A 13,684-nucleotide genomic window follows, 5' to 3' on the forward strand; every position below is an offset into this window, starting at 1 on the left:
CGTCAGAACGAGACGCCGAACACCGAAAAGGACGGCGCCGTCGCAACGCGCTGACGCGCCGCCTCAATGTTGCGGATCATGAGGACGTTATCGGAGACGCCATTCGTATAGGCGAAATCGACGCTCGTGAGCGTGCGTCGCGTCGCGTCATAAGCGTAGGGTTCGAAGCCCGCGTCACGGAGGAGGGCCTCGAAGGCGCCGCGATCGACGCCATAGGTCGTGACGCCATCGTTCACCTCCATGATGATGGCGTCGAGAGACGGATTGGCCAGGACCTGGGCAGCGCCTTCTAGAACCGCGTATTCATAGCCTTCCACGTCCATCTTGATCAAAGCGGGCGCAATGCCGGCGAGCTCGATGTCGAGCGTCGATTGTGGAACGTCCCGGCTGGCCTTCCCCGTCTCGCCATCCGCCGCGACCCGACCGACGGTGTCGTTGTCCAACGCGTCGAGGAACCGCACAGTGCCGGGCTGTGCGCCCAGCGCGATGGCGCGAATGTCGACGCGGTCGACAATGTCGTTGAGACGAAGCTGGTCCTTCAGTTCGACGATCATTGCTTCGACCGGCTCGAAAGCAATGCACCGCGCGCCGCATACGCCAGCGGCGAGCACAGTGTAGCTGCCCATGTTGGCGCCTACATCGACAAACATATCGTGAGCGCGCAGGTAATGGAGCAGGAACGCCATCTCATGCATGTCCGCGAGACCAAAATATATGTTTCCTGTCAATCCCGTCTGCCCTCTGGCGACGACGAGTCGCGTGGGATGGACGAAAGGCGCGACAAGCTTGCCCCGATGCAGCCGAGACGCGAGTTGCCAGGTCGCGAACCTGCGCAACGAACCGACCGGATTGCCGCGCGTGACGGGATGATTTCGTGAAATGCGCAATAGGTCGTTCAGAGTCGTCGTAAGGCTCATTTAAATGCTCCACGTCGGATAACGCACCGCACGTTCACCGACCGAGCTCGATTGTCAAGTGAGGTTACTTACGCCATGCATTCTCGAAGGAGCAGGCGCATCATGACGAAGGCTGTCCAGGAGACGGTTGCCTTGGAACCGTCGAGAAAACTCTATGAGGGCTATGAAAACTGGAAAGGTTGGACGGAGCCGTTCATATGCACGGCGGAGGAAGCGAGCTATTTCGCGGGTGAAACGAGCGGCGCGAAAATCGCCGACGCCGATGTGCTGGAAATCGGCTTTGGATCGGGCAGCTTCGTCGCCTGGGCGCGCGACCAGGGCGCGCGAATTGCCGGAACCGAGATCAATCCGGTTCTGCTCTCGGCCGCTCGCGCCTTCGGCGTCGAATTGCTGGAGGCCGATCTGGAGACGGTAGCGGACAGTCATGCGGGTCGCTTCGACACCATCGTCGCCTTCGATGTCTTCGAGCATTTCACGTTGGACGCGGTGATGGTGCGGCTCGCGGCCGCGGAGACGATGTTGAAGCCGGGCGGGCAGCTCATCATGCGCTTTCCCAATGCGCAGAGCCCGTTCGGGCTCACGGCCCAGAACGGCGACTCGACGCATGTAACGGCATTGTCACGCGATGTCGTCGAGCAGCTGACGCGAGCGACGCGACTCGAGGCCGTGCGTTACGCGCCCTCCTTTCGCATTGCCGGAGGAGGGGCGGCCAAAGCCCTGGCAAGGCGCCTGCGCTATGCGGCGCGCGACGTGATCTCTCTTTGTCTCAACGCGATCTATTCCCAGAATATCCCCTGGGATGCGGTGGTCGTGTTGGTGTTGCGCAAGAGGTGACGAATTGGAACACGATCAAACTGCGTCCTCGAGCGGCGAGCCCTCGGCGGAGCTCGACGCAGCTTGCGTATGGTCTTCCATTTGGGAGCGAGTCGAAAGTGAACAATCGGTAGCTCCGCGCCGGTTGGGGGAAGGCAGGTCGATTGATTCGCGCGTTCGCAAAGAGACCAAAGTCTATCCGAGACCGGCGTCGCGCGCCGTCGACGCGAGAGTCGCGCTGGCCTCGCGACCGTCGTACTCCGACTGCTTGCGTCCATCGGGTTGGGAAGTGGTCGGTCTCGCTCTGCTTCTGGTCGGTTATCTGCTTTCGGAACAAGTGCTGGGACGGGATATCCATGCCGCGACCAATATCGTGGGGCCTCTAGGATTGATGGGATTACTCGCCTTTGGCCTCACGCGCATGGTGCGTATGAACCCGAATGCAATTTGGACAGCGCTGTTCTGGTTCCGCCTCGCGACGGCGGTGTATTTTGGATTGGGCTGCCTCGTGCCGGTGTTCGCAAATGCCGAGACGCGGGCCTATATGGAGGCGTTTTTCATTTTCGACAGTGACGATCTCGCCAAAGTGAATGTCCTCACGGTCGCGAGCACGCTCGTCACGCTCGCAACAGCCTATGTCCTTGTTCCATCATTCATCGTCGGTAATCGAGTCGGCGCTATGGCGTCGGACCGCGGCAATGGAGCGGCGCAAGGCAATCTGCTATTGATCGGAATTGCGTTCTTGGCCTTCGGCGCCATCGTCAAATATTTCGTGATCCTGCCTCATCAGTTCAACTTGACGCAAGATACGCTCGAAGGATCGGTCGGGACGCTTTCTGGTCTCGTTCTGATAGGCATCTTTTTTCTGTCCGCCTGGGCCTTCGAGTATTCTCAGCGCTGGGTGCCGCTAATCATGGCGCCGCTCCTGATCGATATGATGGTAGGCGTTCTGACTTTCGCGAAGTCGGAGGTCATGTTCGCTCTGATCATGTTCTTTCTCGGGATGCTGCGACGGAGCGTGACGAAGCCCCGTCTGGTCATCGCCGTGACGACCATTGTCCTGACCTATGTGCTCGTGACTCCGATCACGAGCTATGGACGGGCGGAACTCGTCCGGACCAGGGGGGCTATCTCCGCACCGGCCAGCCTCGGTGAGCGCGCGTCGATCATCGCTTCTTATTTCGAAGGCGGCGCTAGCGTGGCCGAGGGCGAGCAGATCGACTGGGCGTGGGTGCGCATCTCTTATGTCAATGCCGCGGCCTATGCGGTCCACCTCCGCGATACCGGCATGACGAGTCACTCATTGGCGACTTTGCCCGCCGTGCTTATTCCGCGGTTCTTGTGGCCGAACAAACCGATCATCACCCAAATAGGCGTCGACTTCAATTCGGCGGCGACAGGCAATGACCAGTCGGCTTCCAGTCCCGGTCTATTCGCGGAAGCCTATTGGAATTTCGGTTGGCTCGGCGTCGGAATATTGATGATTCCCCTCGGCGCCATTTTGAGCGCGATGAGCGCCTTTGCTCTGCGTGTGCTGCGCGACGAGAGCTGGTTGTTTTTTCCCGTCGTCCTCCTCGGTATGAAGATGGGACTTCGCGTCGACGGGTACTTCGTCGCCGATATAGCGGGAGCGGCGGTGATCGCCGTTGCCGTCTATGTGGTGCTCGCCCTGCTCATTCGATTGGCCAATTGCATATTCCGACCGTCTCGGTCGGCGTGAACCACGGAGCGGACCCAATGTGTGGAATTGCCGGCTTCTTGGGATCTTGGCCGCCCGCAAATCTCGAAGCCATGGGGGCTGGCGTCCGCCACCGTGGTCCCGACGGCCACGGGGTTTGGTGGAACGAGGCCGATCAAATCGGCTTGGCGCACCGCCGCCTGGCGATCATCGATTGCACAGCCGCCGCGGCCCAACCTATGGCGAGTTGCGCCGGCCGCTATCGCGTCGTGTTCAATGGGGAGATTTACAATTTCCGCGCATTGGCCGCGGAGTTGAAAGAAAAGGGCTATACGTTCAACGAGCGGTCCGACACCGCCGTTCTCGGACCGATGTATGATCTGTACGGCCCCGAGATGCTCGATCGCCTCAACGGCATATTCGCCTTCGCGATCTGGGACAGAGAGAAGCGCCGGCTGTTCGCCGCCAGAGACGCCCTCGGCGTCAAACCGTTCTACTATGCGGCGACTGGCCGCGGGTTTGCCTTCGCCTCGGAGATCAAGGCGCTTCTCCCGATCGCTGGGATTGACCGTTCGATCGACAAGGCGGCGCTTCGCGACTACCTGGTGCACTTGTGGAGCCCCGGAGCGCGAACGATGTTCGAAGGCGTCAAGAAGCTCTTGCCGGGGCATTATATTCTGGTGGAGGACGGAGCGGAGCCGCAATTTCATGCGTGGCGTGGGCAGTCGCTCGAAGCACGGGATCGCTGGCGGAGTGAACGACCGACCTCGAGGAATGCGAAAGCCGAGCTTCTCACCGTGTTCGATGAGGTGGTCGCCGATCAATGTCTGAGCGACGTGCCGATCGGCGCGTTTCTTTCCGGGGGCGTCGACTCCAGCGCGATCGTCGCCAGCATGGTGGCCACTGGGCATCGCCCCGCCAAAACCTATTGTGTCGGCTTCGATGGCCTCGGCCTGGAGGAGGAAGGTTTCGGCGACGACCTCACATTTGCCCGCCGCTTTGCGGCCACTGTCGGCGTTCCACTGGAGGCGATTGTCGTCCAGCCGATGGAGGGGGCGGATCTCGAGCGGCTCGTCTACCAGTTGGAAGAGCCACAGGCCGATCCGGCGCCCCTCTATGTCGAGGCGATATCGAAGGCGGCGAGGGCGGATGGCATCAAGGTCATGATGAGCGGGGCCGGCGGCGACGACATATTTTCTGGCTATCGTCGCCATAGCGCGGCGGCCTTGCGAGCACAAGCGGGTTCGTTCGGGCCCTGGGCGGGAAAGCTCGCCACTAAGACGGCGCTCCTATCGAGAGGGTCGCTCCGGCGTCAACTCACGAAGATCGGCTATATGCTCGACGGCTCCGACGAGGAATTTCTAATCCGCGCATTCGAGTTTACGCCGCTCGCCGACGTCGAAGGCTGTCTCTCCGCCGAGCTGCGGCGCAGCCGACCGACGGCGGGACAAAATGAACTCGAGAGGGCGCTCGCACGCTCGGAAGGCGCGCATTTGCTCGACCGTATGCTTCTCATGGAGCGGGCGGGCTTTCTACCCGATCACAACCTCAACTACACCGACAAGGCGTCGATGTCGGCGGGCGTCGAAATCCGTGTGCCCTTCCTCGACGAGCGGCTCGTCGCCTTTGCCGGCCGCATGTCGCCCAGTCTCAAGGTGTGTCGAGGTCGAGCCAAATGGCTCCTGAAAGAGGCATTGCGCGGTCGGCTTCCCGACACGATTCTCGATCGGAAGAAGACCGGCTTCGGCGCGCCGGTGCGCCATTGGGTCGTCGGCCCCATGCGCCCGATGATCGAGGACGTCTTCGCGTCGGCGTCTTTCCGCGAACGTGGCTTGTTCGATTTGCAGGGGGTAAGGAAGCTATTCGACGACACGTTGTGCGGCCGGCGCGATGGCGCCTATCTCATCCTCGCGATCGTCATGGTCGAGCTGTGGCTGCGAAGATTCAGCGATCTTTCCATCCACCGGCAAGAGCTGCAATGTCACGACGCATTGTAATCGATTTGTTTCATGAATTGCGATTCACGCATCGGCCTCGCGGCGCGTCGCCAAGAGCCCGACAGATTTGGAAATCGAGCATGACCTTTGATCGAACTGTCCCTCGCGTGTTCCTCGGCGCCGCGACGCTCACCGCAGGCAATGGAGGCATTTCGCGCGTCGCGCGCATGTCGGCCAGAGCGCTGATGGAGGCGGGCCACAGCCTTTCGATGGCCTCCTATCTCGATGTCGAACCCGTGGTGATCGGCGCGGCGACCGCCTCGATCGCTCATGGCAGCAAATTGCGCTTCGTGGCGTACTGCCATCAAGCCGCTTTGCGGCACGCTCGCTTCCTCTATGACACACCCGGCGTCGCGCGCGCGCGCCCACGCCTCCCGGGTTTGCGACGCCCATACGCTGTCTGGATGTGCGGGGTCGAAGGATGGGAGCGGCTGACGCCGACGAGCGCACGCTCTTTTGCCGACGCCGATCTTGTTTTCACGACCTCGAAATTCACGCTCGAGCGCCATGAGGCATGCCATGGTCATCTCCCCAATGCGCGCGTGTGCTGGTTGGCGACGGAGCAGGACGCCCCTCCGGCGGCGATGGCCGATCTTTCGGGGCCGCCGTCGGTGCTCATCGTCGGACGGCTCACCGCCACCGAGGGCCTCAAAGGACACAATGAGCTGGTCGACTGCTGGCCCAAGGTCGTCGCCGCGGTCCCTGACGCCAGGCTGATCCTCGCTGGAGGCGGCACGGGACTCGACCGCATGCGCGAACGCGTGCGCAAATCATCCGCAGCCGCCAACATCGACGTTCTCGGCTTTGTGCCCGAGCATCGATTGCCGGCGCTCTACGAAAGAGCGCATGTCTTCGCCATGCCCAGCAGGCAGGAAGGTTTCGGCATCGTTTATGTCGAGGCCATGCGTTACGGCTTGCCCGTCATCGCATCGACGCATGATGGAGGACAGGAGGTCAATGTCGATGGCGAGACCGGATTCAATGTGGATCTCCGCCGCAAGGACGAACTTTCCGAAAGGCTGATTTATCTCCTGCGCGACCGGGATCGCGCTTTCGCCTTGGGGCGGGCCGGGTTCGAACGCTGGCGACAGCATTTCCGCTTCGGGTGTTTCGAGAGGCGGTTCCTGCAATGCTGGCAGAAGTTTCCGTCGTCGGCGGCCGATGGCGTCGAGTTGAGACATCGAGAGGGAGCGTTGGATGCAAGCCGATGAAAAACGACGGACTGCCGAATCCGAACTCGAGAAGATCCAATTCGGAAATCGGCAGTGGTGGACCGACCAGACAATGTCCTATGACTGGACCGACAAGGTCCAGCTGGAGCGTTTCAGCGAGGCGTGGTTCGACGAGATCGATCGCCGCTTCATTCACGGCGCGCGTCTCTTCGCGCACGACAAGACTCCGTTCGACAAGATCATCCCTTTCGAGCGACTACAGAGTCGAGACGTCCTCGAGATCGGATGCGGCATGGGGCTGCATTCCGAATTGATCGCGCGGGCCGGCGCAAATCTCACCTCGATCGATATTTCTGATACGAGCATCGAGGCGACGAGGCGTCGGCTGACATTGCGCAAACTGCCCGCCAAGGTATTGCAGATGGATTCTCGCGTGCTGGAGTTTCCGGACGCCTCATTCGATTTCGTCTGGTCGTGGGGCGTTATTCATCACTCCGCCCAAACGGCGGTGATCCTGAAGGAAATCCATAGAATTCTACGGCCCGGCGGGCAGGTCGGGTTCATGGTCTATAATATTGCCGGCATGAGCGCTTATGTCACGATCGTGCGCGACTACCTTCTCGGCTTCTGGCGTGGGCGATCGCTCGACGAGTGCTTGTGGAAGCGCTCGGACGGTTTCATGGCGCGGTACTATTCGGAGGACGTGCTCGGGGACATTCTCCGCCTCTTCTTCTCCTCGGTCACAGCCGAGACTTTCGGGCAGGACGCCGATGCAATCCCACTCCCTCGCCGCATCAGATTGCCGCTCTTGCGATTGATGTCGATCAAGGCGCAGAGCCGACTGGCCAATCAACGCGGTTCGCTGCTGTTCATGACCGCGACGAAGTGAAAAGCCGGAGCGCATTCATATTTCCGTGAAACGTGAATGCGCTCCAGCAGGCGTCGTCGCGAGGATGCGTGAGGTCGCGCGCCCGGCCTATCCGCGCCGCTGCCGAGAGTCGCGCTCGCGGTTGTAAGGCGCCTCCCGTCTCGCCGAAGCCTCCACAATCCCATCGCCAGCCTGCAAGGAAGAATTATGGCTCATTTGCCCCGATTGATGGCGGAACAAGCCGGAAATATTTTTTTCATGGCCGCCTCTCTCGGCGATCGCGTGCTGCTGACTTCCATCCTCTATCGCTATTGGGAGACTTCCCTTTTCGAACAATGGGCGTCCTGTCCGCCGCGGCTGCGCTCGTCAGCATATTCGACCTGGGCTTCAGCCTCTATTTCGCCAACCGCATCGCGATCGAAATAGAACGGCGAAACGTCGACGCCGCGGTCAGGCTCTACAAAATCTGCAATTTCATTTCCTTTCTGACGGCGATGCTCGGCTTTCTATACGCCGCGCTTTCCGTCTTCGTCATGAGAGGCGAGAGCGCCACGGGATTCACGGAAAGCGAATTGAGCCTTGCTCTATTGTGCGCCGTTCCCGCATTGCGAATAATGACCAACGGTCCGTTGGCGCTGTATCGGGCCAACCGACAATATGCGCATCAGCTGACGCTGTCGGCCGTGGGGGAAATCGCGAGAGTGTTCATTTGCGTGGCTGTGGCGCTCGCCGGCGGACCTCCACTCTATGTCGCCTTGGCCGCCTTTTTCATTTCGATCGCCATGCAGGTCGGCTATATTTGGTACGATTCGTTGAAGCGTTTCGAACCACATCATTTCGCGGCCGCGCCGCCGACGCTCGACGAGTTTTGGGCGGCGTCGACCGTTTCCTTCGGTTTTCTGATGCAGACCATTCCGATCCAGCTTTTGACCAACGCCTCGGTGATCCTTCTCACCCAGATGACGGCGGAGGCGGGCGTTGTCGCCGCTTTCGTCTTGACGCGCACTCTCGTCAACCTGCCTCGGTCCCTCCTGCAAACCTTCGGCGTGGTCATGGGAATGGAATGCGCGCGACGATACGTCTGCGGCGATCTCGAGGGGGCGCGGACGATGTGGGGCCGATCGGCGCGAAGCCTGGCGGCATTGAGCGGTCTCGCCGGCGGTTTTATCCTGGCGGCGGGGTCGGACTTGTTCACATTGTGGACGGGGAACGGCGGCTCCTACAACGCCGGATACGTTCTCGTCTTGATGTTGCCGATGGTGCTCGGGGCCGGCTCGGCGCTCAACCACAATGTGTTGGCGGCGGCGAATTCGACACGGCTTCCCGCCGCGGGACGATGCGCGCAACTGATCGTCAGTCTCGCCCTTTTCTGGGGGCTGCCGATTTCCGACGTGGGTCTGCGCATGGCGGCGGCGCTTTCGGCCGGAGAGATCCTCGGATTCATGCCGCTATCGATCGTCGCGATGCGTCGACTCGTGCCGAGCGTGGACGTGAAGCTCGAACTCCAAGCTCTCTTCGTATCCGCCATTTCGATGGCCGCGGCGGCTGTCGTCATGTGGTCTTTGGCCATGATCATAGGTAGAGGTTCGACGGCGCAATTCATCGTCGCATCGGCAATCGCCGGCCTGATATGCGGCATGCTGTTTCCGTGGCTCGGCGTCGATAGACAGTCGCGCAAGGCGATCCTGGCGACCATTGTGCAAAAATGGCAGGACATCGCGCGTGAAGATTTGTTGAAAATGGTTTTCACTCTGCGGCGAGGTTCGTGATGTCGGATTCGTCACTCTCGGTCGGTGTCGTCGGCGCGGGCTCCATCGCCGCGAATATTCACATACCGGTGTTGAGAAGCATGCCGGAGTGCGAGATCGCCTGGATTCTCGACGCGCATGTGGGAAGAGCGCGAGGCTTGGCCGCGGCCAATGGCCTTCCCGCGACGCGGGCGCCGGCCAGTCTGGCCGATGCGCCGCCCTGCGATATTGTGCTTCTGGCCTTGCCGTTGCCTCCGCGCGCAATGTATTTCGATGCGCTGCAGGCGACGCCGACCGCGTTCCTGGCCGAGAAGCCTTTGGCGACGCTGGCGAGCGAGCATCGCGCGCTCGCCGAAGCTTTCGAGCCTTGGCGTTTGGCGGTCGGGTTCCAGCGACGGCGTTACGCGGCCAATGTTTTCATGCGTCAGGCGATTTCCACCGGCCTTTTCGGTCCGCTGCTCGAGGTCCGCGTCAGTGAAGGAGCGCGATCGACGAGGACAGGCGGGTTCGGTGGCTATGTGGACGCTTCCGTGGCCGATGGCGGCGGCATCACCAAAAATCTCGGATGCCACAGCCTCGATCTCCTCATCTGGATGACCGGCGCGCAAGGCTATGAGATCGCCGACCGACAGATCGAATGGGACGGTGATACGGATCGCCGCGCCAATGCGAGCATCAGGCTGAAGAGCGCAACAGGGGCGAGTGGCTACGATATCGTCGTCCACTGGACCGTCAGCTGGCTGGATTCGCAGAGCAACGTCATGGAATTTCGCTTCGAGCGCGCGCGCTTGCGCGCCCCGATCGGACCGAGCGATCGATTGACGCTGGTCGACAGCGAAGGAGTTCGGCTGGCCGAGTTGCAAACGAAGGGGACGGCTGGAGCTGTGACGGTTCCACAAGCCTGTTACCTGCAATGGGACGAACTGTTTTCAGCGATGCGCACGAGGCAGGAGCCTTCGCATTCGGCGAAGGCTACGCTGCTCGGCGCCGAACTCATGGACGAGTTACTGAACAAATGAGCAAGCCCATGAAAATCGTCGTTGTCGGCGGAAATGGCCAAGTCGCTTCGGAAGTCTCGCTCATTCTGGCGAAGGCCGCGGGCGTCGACGTGCGCCCGATCAGCCGGACACGGCACGGATCGGCGTTCTTGCGATATGCCGGCCTGCCCGTTCTCCATGGTTCGATCTCGGAGCCGGAGGAGGCGCGGAAATTGCTCGCGGGGGCCGATGTCGTCGCCAATTTCGCGCTAGCGCTCGGCACGCCCGCCGCCGCGCTGAAGGATAATGCGGCGGTCATCGAACAGACATTCGCAGGCGCCCCGAAAACGGCGAAGATCGTCTTCTTCTCGACGGTGGCGGTCTACGAAGTCGATCGGCCCAGAAGGTTTGTTCCCATTCGCGGCGCCTATGCGAATCTCAAGCTCGACAATGAGCGTGTCTTCCGCGAAGCGGCGCGCAGACATGGGCGCGAAGGCTATGTGCTCCGGCTCGGTCATGTCGCGGGCCCATTCCAGACGATCACGCAATTGCTGAGGGAGGAGGTGAAATCTGGCGTCGTGCGCGTGCCGGATCCCGAGCGCGGCTCCAATGTGACTCATACGGCGACCATCGCCGAGGCTCTGCTCGCGATCGGAGAAGGCCGCGCAGGTCCGCCCGGTGTCTACGATCTTCTCGACTGCCCGCAATGGTCCTGGCGTCAGGTTTATGAGCACGAAGCGCGCCAAATTGGCGTGGAGATACGCATCGAGGCCATGGCGACACCGGAAATCGGCGGCCGAGCTGCTATGATCGGATGGGCGCGCCGCTTTCTGGCGAACATCGTGACCGATCCGAAATTGCGTCACGTTTTCGATCGAGCTCTGGCTCTTGCGCCTTTGGCGGTGAACGACTACGCGAAGGCGAGGTTTCATGCCGACCGCACCCGCAGGGAGATCGCCGCGCTTTCGCCGGCGCCTCCCGACCCGAATGCCGCTACGCTATGGCCGGCGCTCGAGCCCAGGGTGCTATCGGGTCTGAGAACGACCAGCGAGATCATCGACCTCGAAGCGTTTCAACCTACCACCGAGCTAGGGCCGCGATGGCCCATGGACGCTGCCTGATGCACGGGGGAAGAGCGTCTACCGAAAGGTTTTCGAGCCTCGATAGCCTTCGTGGAATGAGCGCAATTCTCGTTGTGCTTTTTCACGTTCCGTGGATAAGCCACTTCAAGCTTTCACCCCTGGTCGTGAACGGGTGGGCGTTTGTCGATCTGTTTTTTGTATTGAGTGGATTTGTCATTTCTCATAGCTATCTAGAAAAACTGAACAATCAGGTGTCGCTACAGAAATTCTTGATAAAGCGCCTTTTTCGCCTTTATCCCCTACACCTTTTCTCCATGGCCACGACATTGTCGATCGTCGTGGGCATGAATCTCATTCGTGAAAGGGAGATCTACGCCGGCATCAACGGCTCGGCATATGACTTTCTGGCCTCGTTGTTTTTGGTTCACGCCCTGGGGTTTTCGCACCCATTCGTAAATACTCCGAGTTGGAGCATCAGCGCCGAATTTATCACCTATCTGGTGTTCGCGGCCATAACCGTCCTCACGTCCACGCCCATGCGCTGGATGCTCGCTATCGGCTTTCTCGCGCTCACGGGTCTGCTCTGGGCGAACGGCGACAATGGACTGATGACAGCGCTGGAATACGGCTTCCCGCGCTGTCTCGTCGGGTTTTCGATCGGCGTCGGTCTCTGCTGCTTGCGCAAGAGATACGCCTACATGACAGGCGGAATGATAGCGAGCGGTCTCTATTTGCTATCGATCGCAATCATCTATATCTCGTTCGAGCAGAGTGAGGCGGGTCCTGTTCTTCGCTCGTTGCTGCAACTGATGTCGTTCGCGCTCCTTTGCTTCGTCGCGACGGCCGACAGAGGCTCACACGTCAAGAACGCCTTGACGACGAAAACCCTGAGGCGAATCGGCGAGCTCTCTTATTCGATCTATATGATGCATGTGACTATTCTCATGTTGACGAGTTCCGTCGTCACGAAATTCGCACCGTTTTTGAAGCTTGGTTTTCTCCAGGGCGCCAACGTTTCGCAGTTGCATCTCTTCTTAGGCGATATCGTCACGATTCTGTTCCTCGGCCTGTTGATCGCGGTTTCAGCGCCCATCTATAAATATCTCGAAATGCCGGCGCGAAATTTCGGTGCCCGGCTGGCGAATGAAATCGGGAGACAAAAAGGCTTTTCCAAGCCGTTCACTGAACGGGCGACGCAAGAGCGGACGACTTGAGCCGTTTGGTTCAAGAATAAGTATTGGAACCGTCGAACCGCCCTTCGTGCATGCCGAACCAATCCAAGACGTCGTCGCGCACGATCAGATAGTTTGCCTCGAAATAGCGCTCGAGTTCGGGATGCCAGCCATCGAACGCCTCGATGTGGGCAGGCATGATGCGGGCGAGGCGATAAGGCATTCCCTCGATCAGTTCAAACACGTCCTTCAAGAAAGAGCGCGAGAACACCCAGCGATGGTTGTATTCGAACTGGAACACGTCGATGCGGCGCTCGGACAAGAGTTCGCGCGCACCGCGCAAAACAGCCAGATCGTGTCCCTCGGCGTCGCATTTGGCGAGGTGAATATGGCCGATCGCCTGCCGCCGGCAAAAATTGGAGAGCGTGTCTGTCTCCACGTCGATCCAGCCGCCGGGCGGAGCGCCAGCAGCATGATCGAAATGAAGTGAATTGGAGCCGCCGGTCGCGCTCATCAAAGCGAGTCTCACCTTGCCGGCGCGGTCGGACATGGCGAGTTGGTGGATCTCGGTGACAGGCTCGACACCGGCCTCCGAAAGGGCGTGGACCAAAAGCTCGGCGGTCGTCGGCGTCGGCTCGAAGAGGTCGATCTTGAAGTCGCCGTCGGCGCCGCGCTCGAGCGCGATCGCCCGGAGTAGCGACAACGTCCACTCGCCTTGATTGGCGCCGATGTCGAGGGCGCGAAGCGTCGAGGCGAGCGGAACGGCTCTGGCGACGCACGTCTGTACATACGCCTCGCCATTGCTCGCGATATCATTTTCTCTCGGCTCGCCGCGCGCGGCGCAGTACAGACGGCGCCCCAGACGCCAAGTGAATCGTCTGACCGAGGGAGAGACGGCGATGGTTTGGTGCATCGGTTTGCGCAAGGATGTATACCTTCTTTAATCGTGTCCGCGCCGGAAGAGGACGGCCGCCCTGGGCAGGCGAGCCACGCTGTAGGTCGGGGTCGAGCCGCACGAAGAGATAACCTGGAAGCAAGGCGGCTCGACACGAGCTCCGAGCGCCGCGCATGTCTGATGCGCTTGCGCAGGAGCGGGCAATAGGCGCCGAATGCTTGACGCAATAAACGCTCGAGCGCGATACGTGCACGATATGGCCGGGTGCTAACCACGACCCATGCGCCTTGATGCGAACAATGAAATCTGTCTGCATGATTTCCGCACTATAAAAGCGGGCGCCGTCGAGGCTTTGAGCGCGAGCG

At 60.5% G+C, this 13,684-nt stretch carries 11 protein-coding genes; 9 read left to right on the plus strand and 2 right to left on the minus strand.

The genetic code is table 11. The features are described 5' to 3' along the window. Positions 1-2 precede the first annotated feature (2 nt). Complete coding sequence (locus AC6IW9_RS07995) at positions 3-917, minus strand: FkbM family methyltransferase (protein ID WP_497771124.1); 915 nt, start codon at positions 915-917, stop codon at positions 3-5. 102 nt (positions 918-1,019) lie between these two features. Between AC6IW9_RS07995 and AC6IW9_RS08000 the strand changes: the two genes are divergently transcribed. The 9 genes from AC6IW9_RS08000 to AC6IW9_RS08040 all read left to right on the plus strand — a co-directional run bounded on the left by AC6IW9_RS08000 (position 1,020) and on the right by AC6IW9_RS08040 (position 12,466). Next, on the plus strand, positions 1,020-1,751 hold the full coding sequence (locus AC6IW9_RS08000) for a class I SAM-dependent methyltransferase (RefSeq protein ID WP_497771126.1): 732 nt from the start codon (positions 1,020-1,022) through the stop codon (positions 1,749-1,751). Positions 1,752-2,019: 268 nt separating this feature from the next. Then, positions 2,020-3,450, plus strand: coding sequence for a hypothetical protein (locus AC6IW9_RS08005; protein WP_497771129.1), 1,431 nt, complete (start codon positions 2,020-2,022; stop codon positions 3,448-3,450). A 17-nt stretch (positions 3,451-3,467) separates the two neighbouring features. Beyond that, the gene (gene asnB, locus AC6IW9_RS08010) at positions 3,468-5,405 is read left to right on the plus strand and encodes an asparagine synthase (glutamine-hydrolyzing) (protein ID WP_497772469.1); all 1,938 of its coding nucleotides are present in this window, start codon (positions 3,468-3,470) and stop codon (positions 5,403-5,405) included. Positions 5,406-5,485: 80 nt separating this feature from the next. Continuing rightward, positions 5,486-6,616, plus strand: coding sequence for a glycosyltransferase family 4 protein (locus AC6IW9_RS08015; protein WP_497771132.1), 1,131 nt, complete (start codon positions 5,486-5,488; stop codon positions 6,614-6,616). After that, complete coding sequence (locus AC6IW9_RS08020) at positions 6,603-7,466, plus strand: class I SAM-dependent methyltransferase (RefSeq protein ID WP_497771135.1); 864 nt, start codon at positions 6,603-6,605, stop codon at positions 7,464-7,466. The genes AC6IW9_RS08015 and AC6IW9_RS08020 overlap by 14 nt, the downstream gene beginning before the upstream one ends. A gap of 314 nt (positions 7,467-7,780) precedes the next feature. After that, a complete protein-coding gene (locus tag AC6IW9_RS08025) occupies positions 7,781-9,214 on the plus strand; it encodes an MATE family efflux transporter (protein WP_497771138.1) in 1,434 nt (477 codons plus the stop codon). Then, entirely contained in the window at positions 9,214-10,212 is a 999-nt protein-coding gene (locus tag AC6IW9_RS08030; RefSeq protein WP_497771140.1) for a Gfo/Idh/MocA family protein, read from the plus strand. Before AC6IW9_RS08025 ends, AC6IW9_RS08030 begins: the two co-directional genes overlap by 1 nt. 8 nt (positions 10,213-10,220) lie before the next feature. Beyond that, on the plus strand, positions 10,221-11,291 hold the full coding sequence (locus AC6IW9_RS08035) for an NAD-dependent epimerase/dehydratase family protein (RefSeq protein ID WP_497771143.1): 1,071 nt from the start codon (positions 10,221-10,223) through the stop codon (positions 11,289-11,291). After that, complete coding sequence (locus tag AC6IW9_RS08040; protein WP_497772470.1) at positions 11,291-12,466, plus strand: acyltransferase family protein; 1,176 nt, start codon at positions 11,291-11,293, stop codon at positions 12,464-12,466. Before AC6IW9_RS08035 ends, AC6IW9_RS08040 begins: the two co-directional genes overlap by 1 nt. A gap of 10 nt (positions 12,467-12,476) precedes the next feature. Here the strand turns inward: AC6IW9_RS08040 and AC6IW9_RS08045 are convergent, their stop codons facing one another. After that, positions 12,477-13,337, minus strand: coding sequence for an FkbM family methyltransferase (locus AC6IW9_RS08045; RefSeq protein ID WP_497772471.1), 861 nt, complete (start codon positions 13,335-13,337; stop codon positions 12,477-12,479). Between the last annotated feature and the right edge of the window lie 347 nt (positions 13,338-13,684).

It is taken from the genome of Methylosinus sp. shoA, assembly GCF_059718125.1.

Coding starts and splice junctions, on each gene's coding strand:
- AC6IW9_RS07995 (WP_497771124.1), bottom strand. CDS start 917: ATGAGCCTTACGACGACTCTGAACGACCTATTGCGCATTTCACGAAAT.
- AC6IW9_RS08000 (WP_497771126.1), top strand. CDS start 1,020: ATGACGAAGGCTGTCCAGGAGACGGTTGCCTTGGAACCGTCGAGAAAA.
- asnB (WP_497772469.1), top strand. CDS start 3,468: ATGTGTGGAATTGCCGGCTTCTTGGGATCTTGGCCGCCCGCAAATCTC.
- AC6IW9_RS08015 (WP_497771132.1), top strand. CDS start 5,486: ATGACCTTTGATCGAACTGTCCCTCGCGTGTTCCTCGGCGCCGCGACG.
- AC6IW9_RS08020 (WP_497771135.1), top strand. CDS start 6,603: ATGCAAGCCGATGAAAAACGACGGACTGCCGAATCCGAACTCGAGAAG.
- AC6IW9_RS08025 (WP_497771138.1), top strand. CDS start 7,781: ATGGGCGTCCTGTCCGCCGCGGCTGCGCTCGTCAGCATATTCGACCTG.
- AC6IW9_RS08030 (WP_497771140.1), top strand. CDS start 9,214: ATGTCGGATTCGTCACTCTCGGTCGGTGTCGTCGGCGCGGGCTCCATC.
- AC6IW9_RS08035 (WP_497771143.1), top strand. CDS start 10,221: ATGAAAATCGTCGTTGTCGGCGGAAATGGCCAAGTCGCTTCGGAAGTC.
- AC6IW9_RS08040 (WP_497772470.1), top strand. CDS start 11,291: ATGCACGGGGGAAGAGCGTCTACCGAAAGGTTTTCGAGCCTCGATAGC.
- AC6IW9_RS08045 (WP_497772471.1), bottom strand. CDS start 13,337: ATGCACCAAACCATCGCCGTCTCTCCCTCGGTCAGACGATTCACTTGG.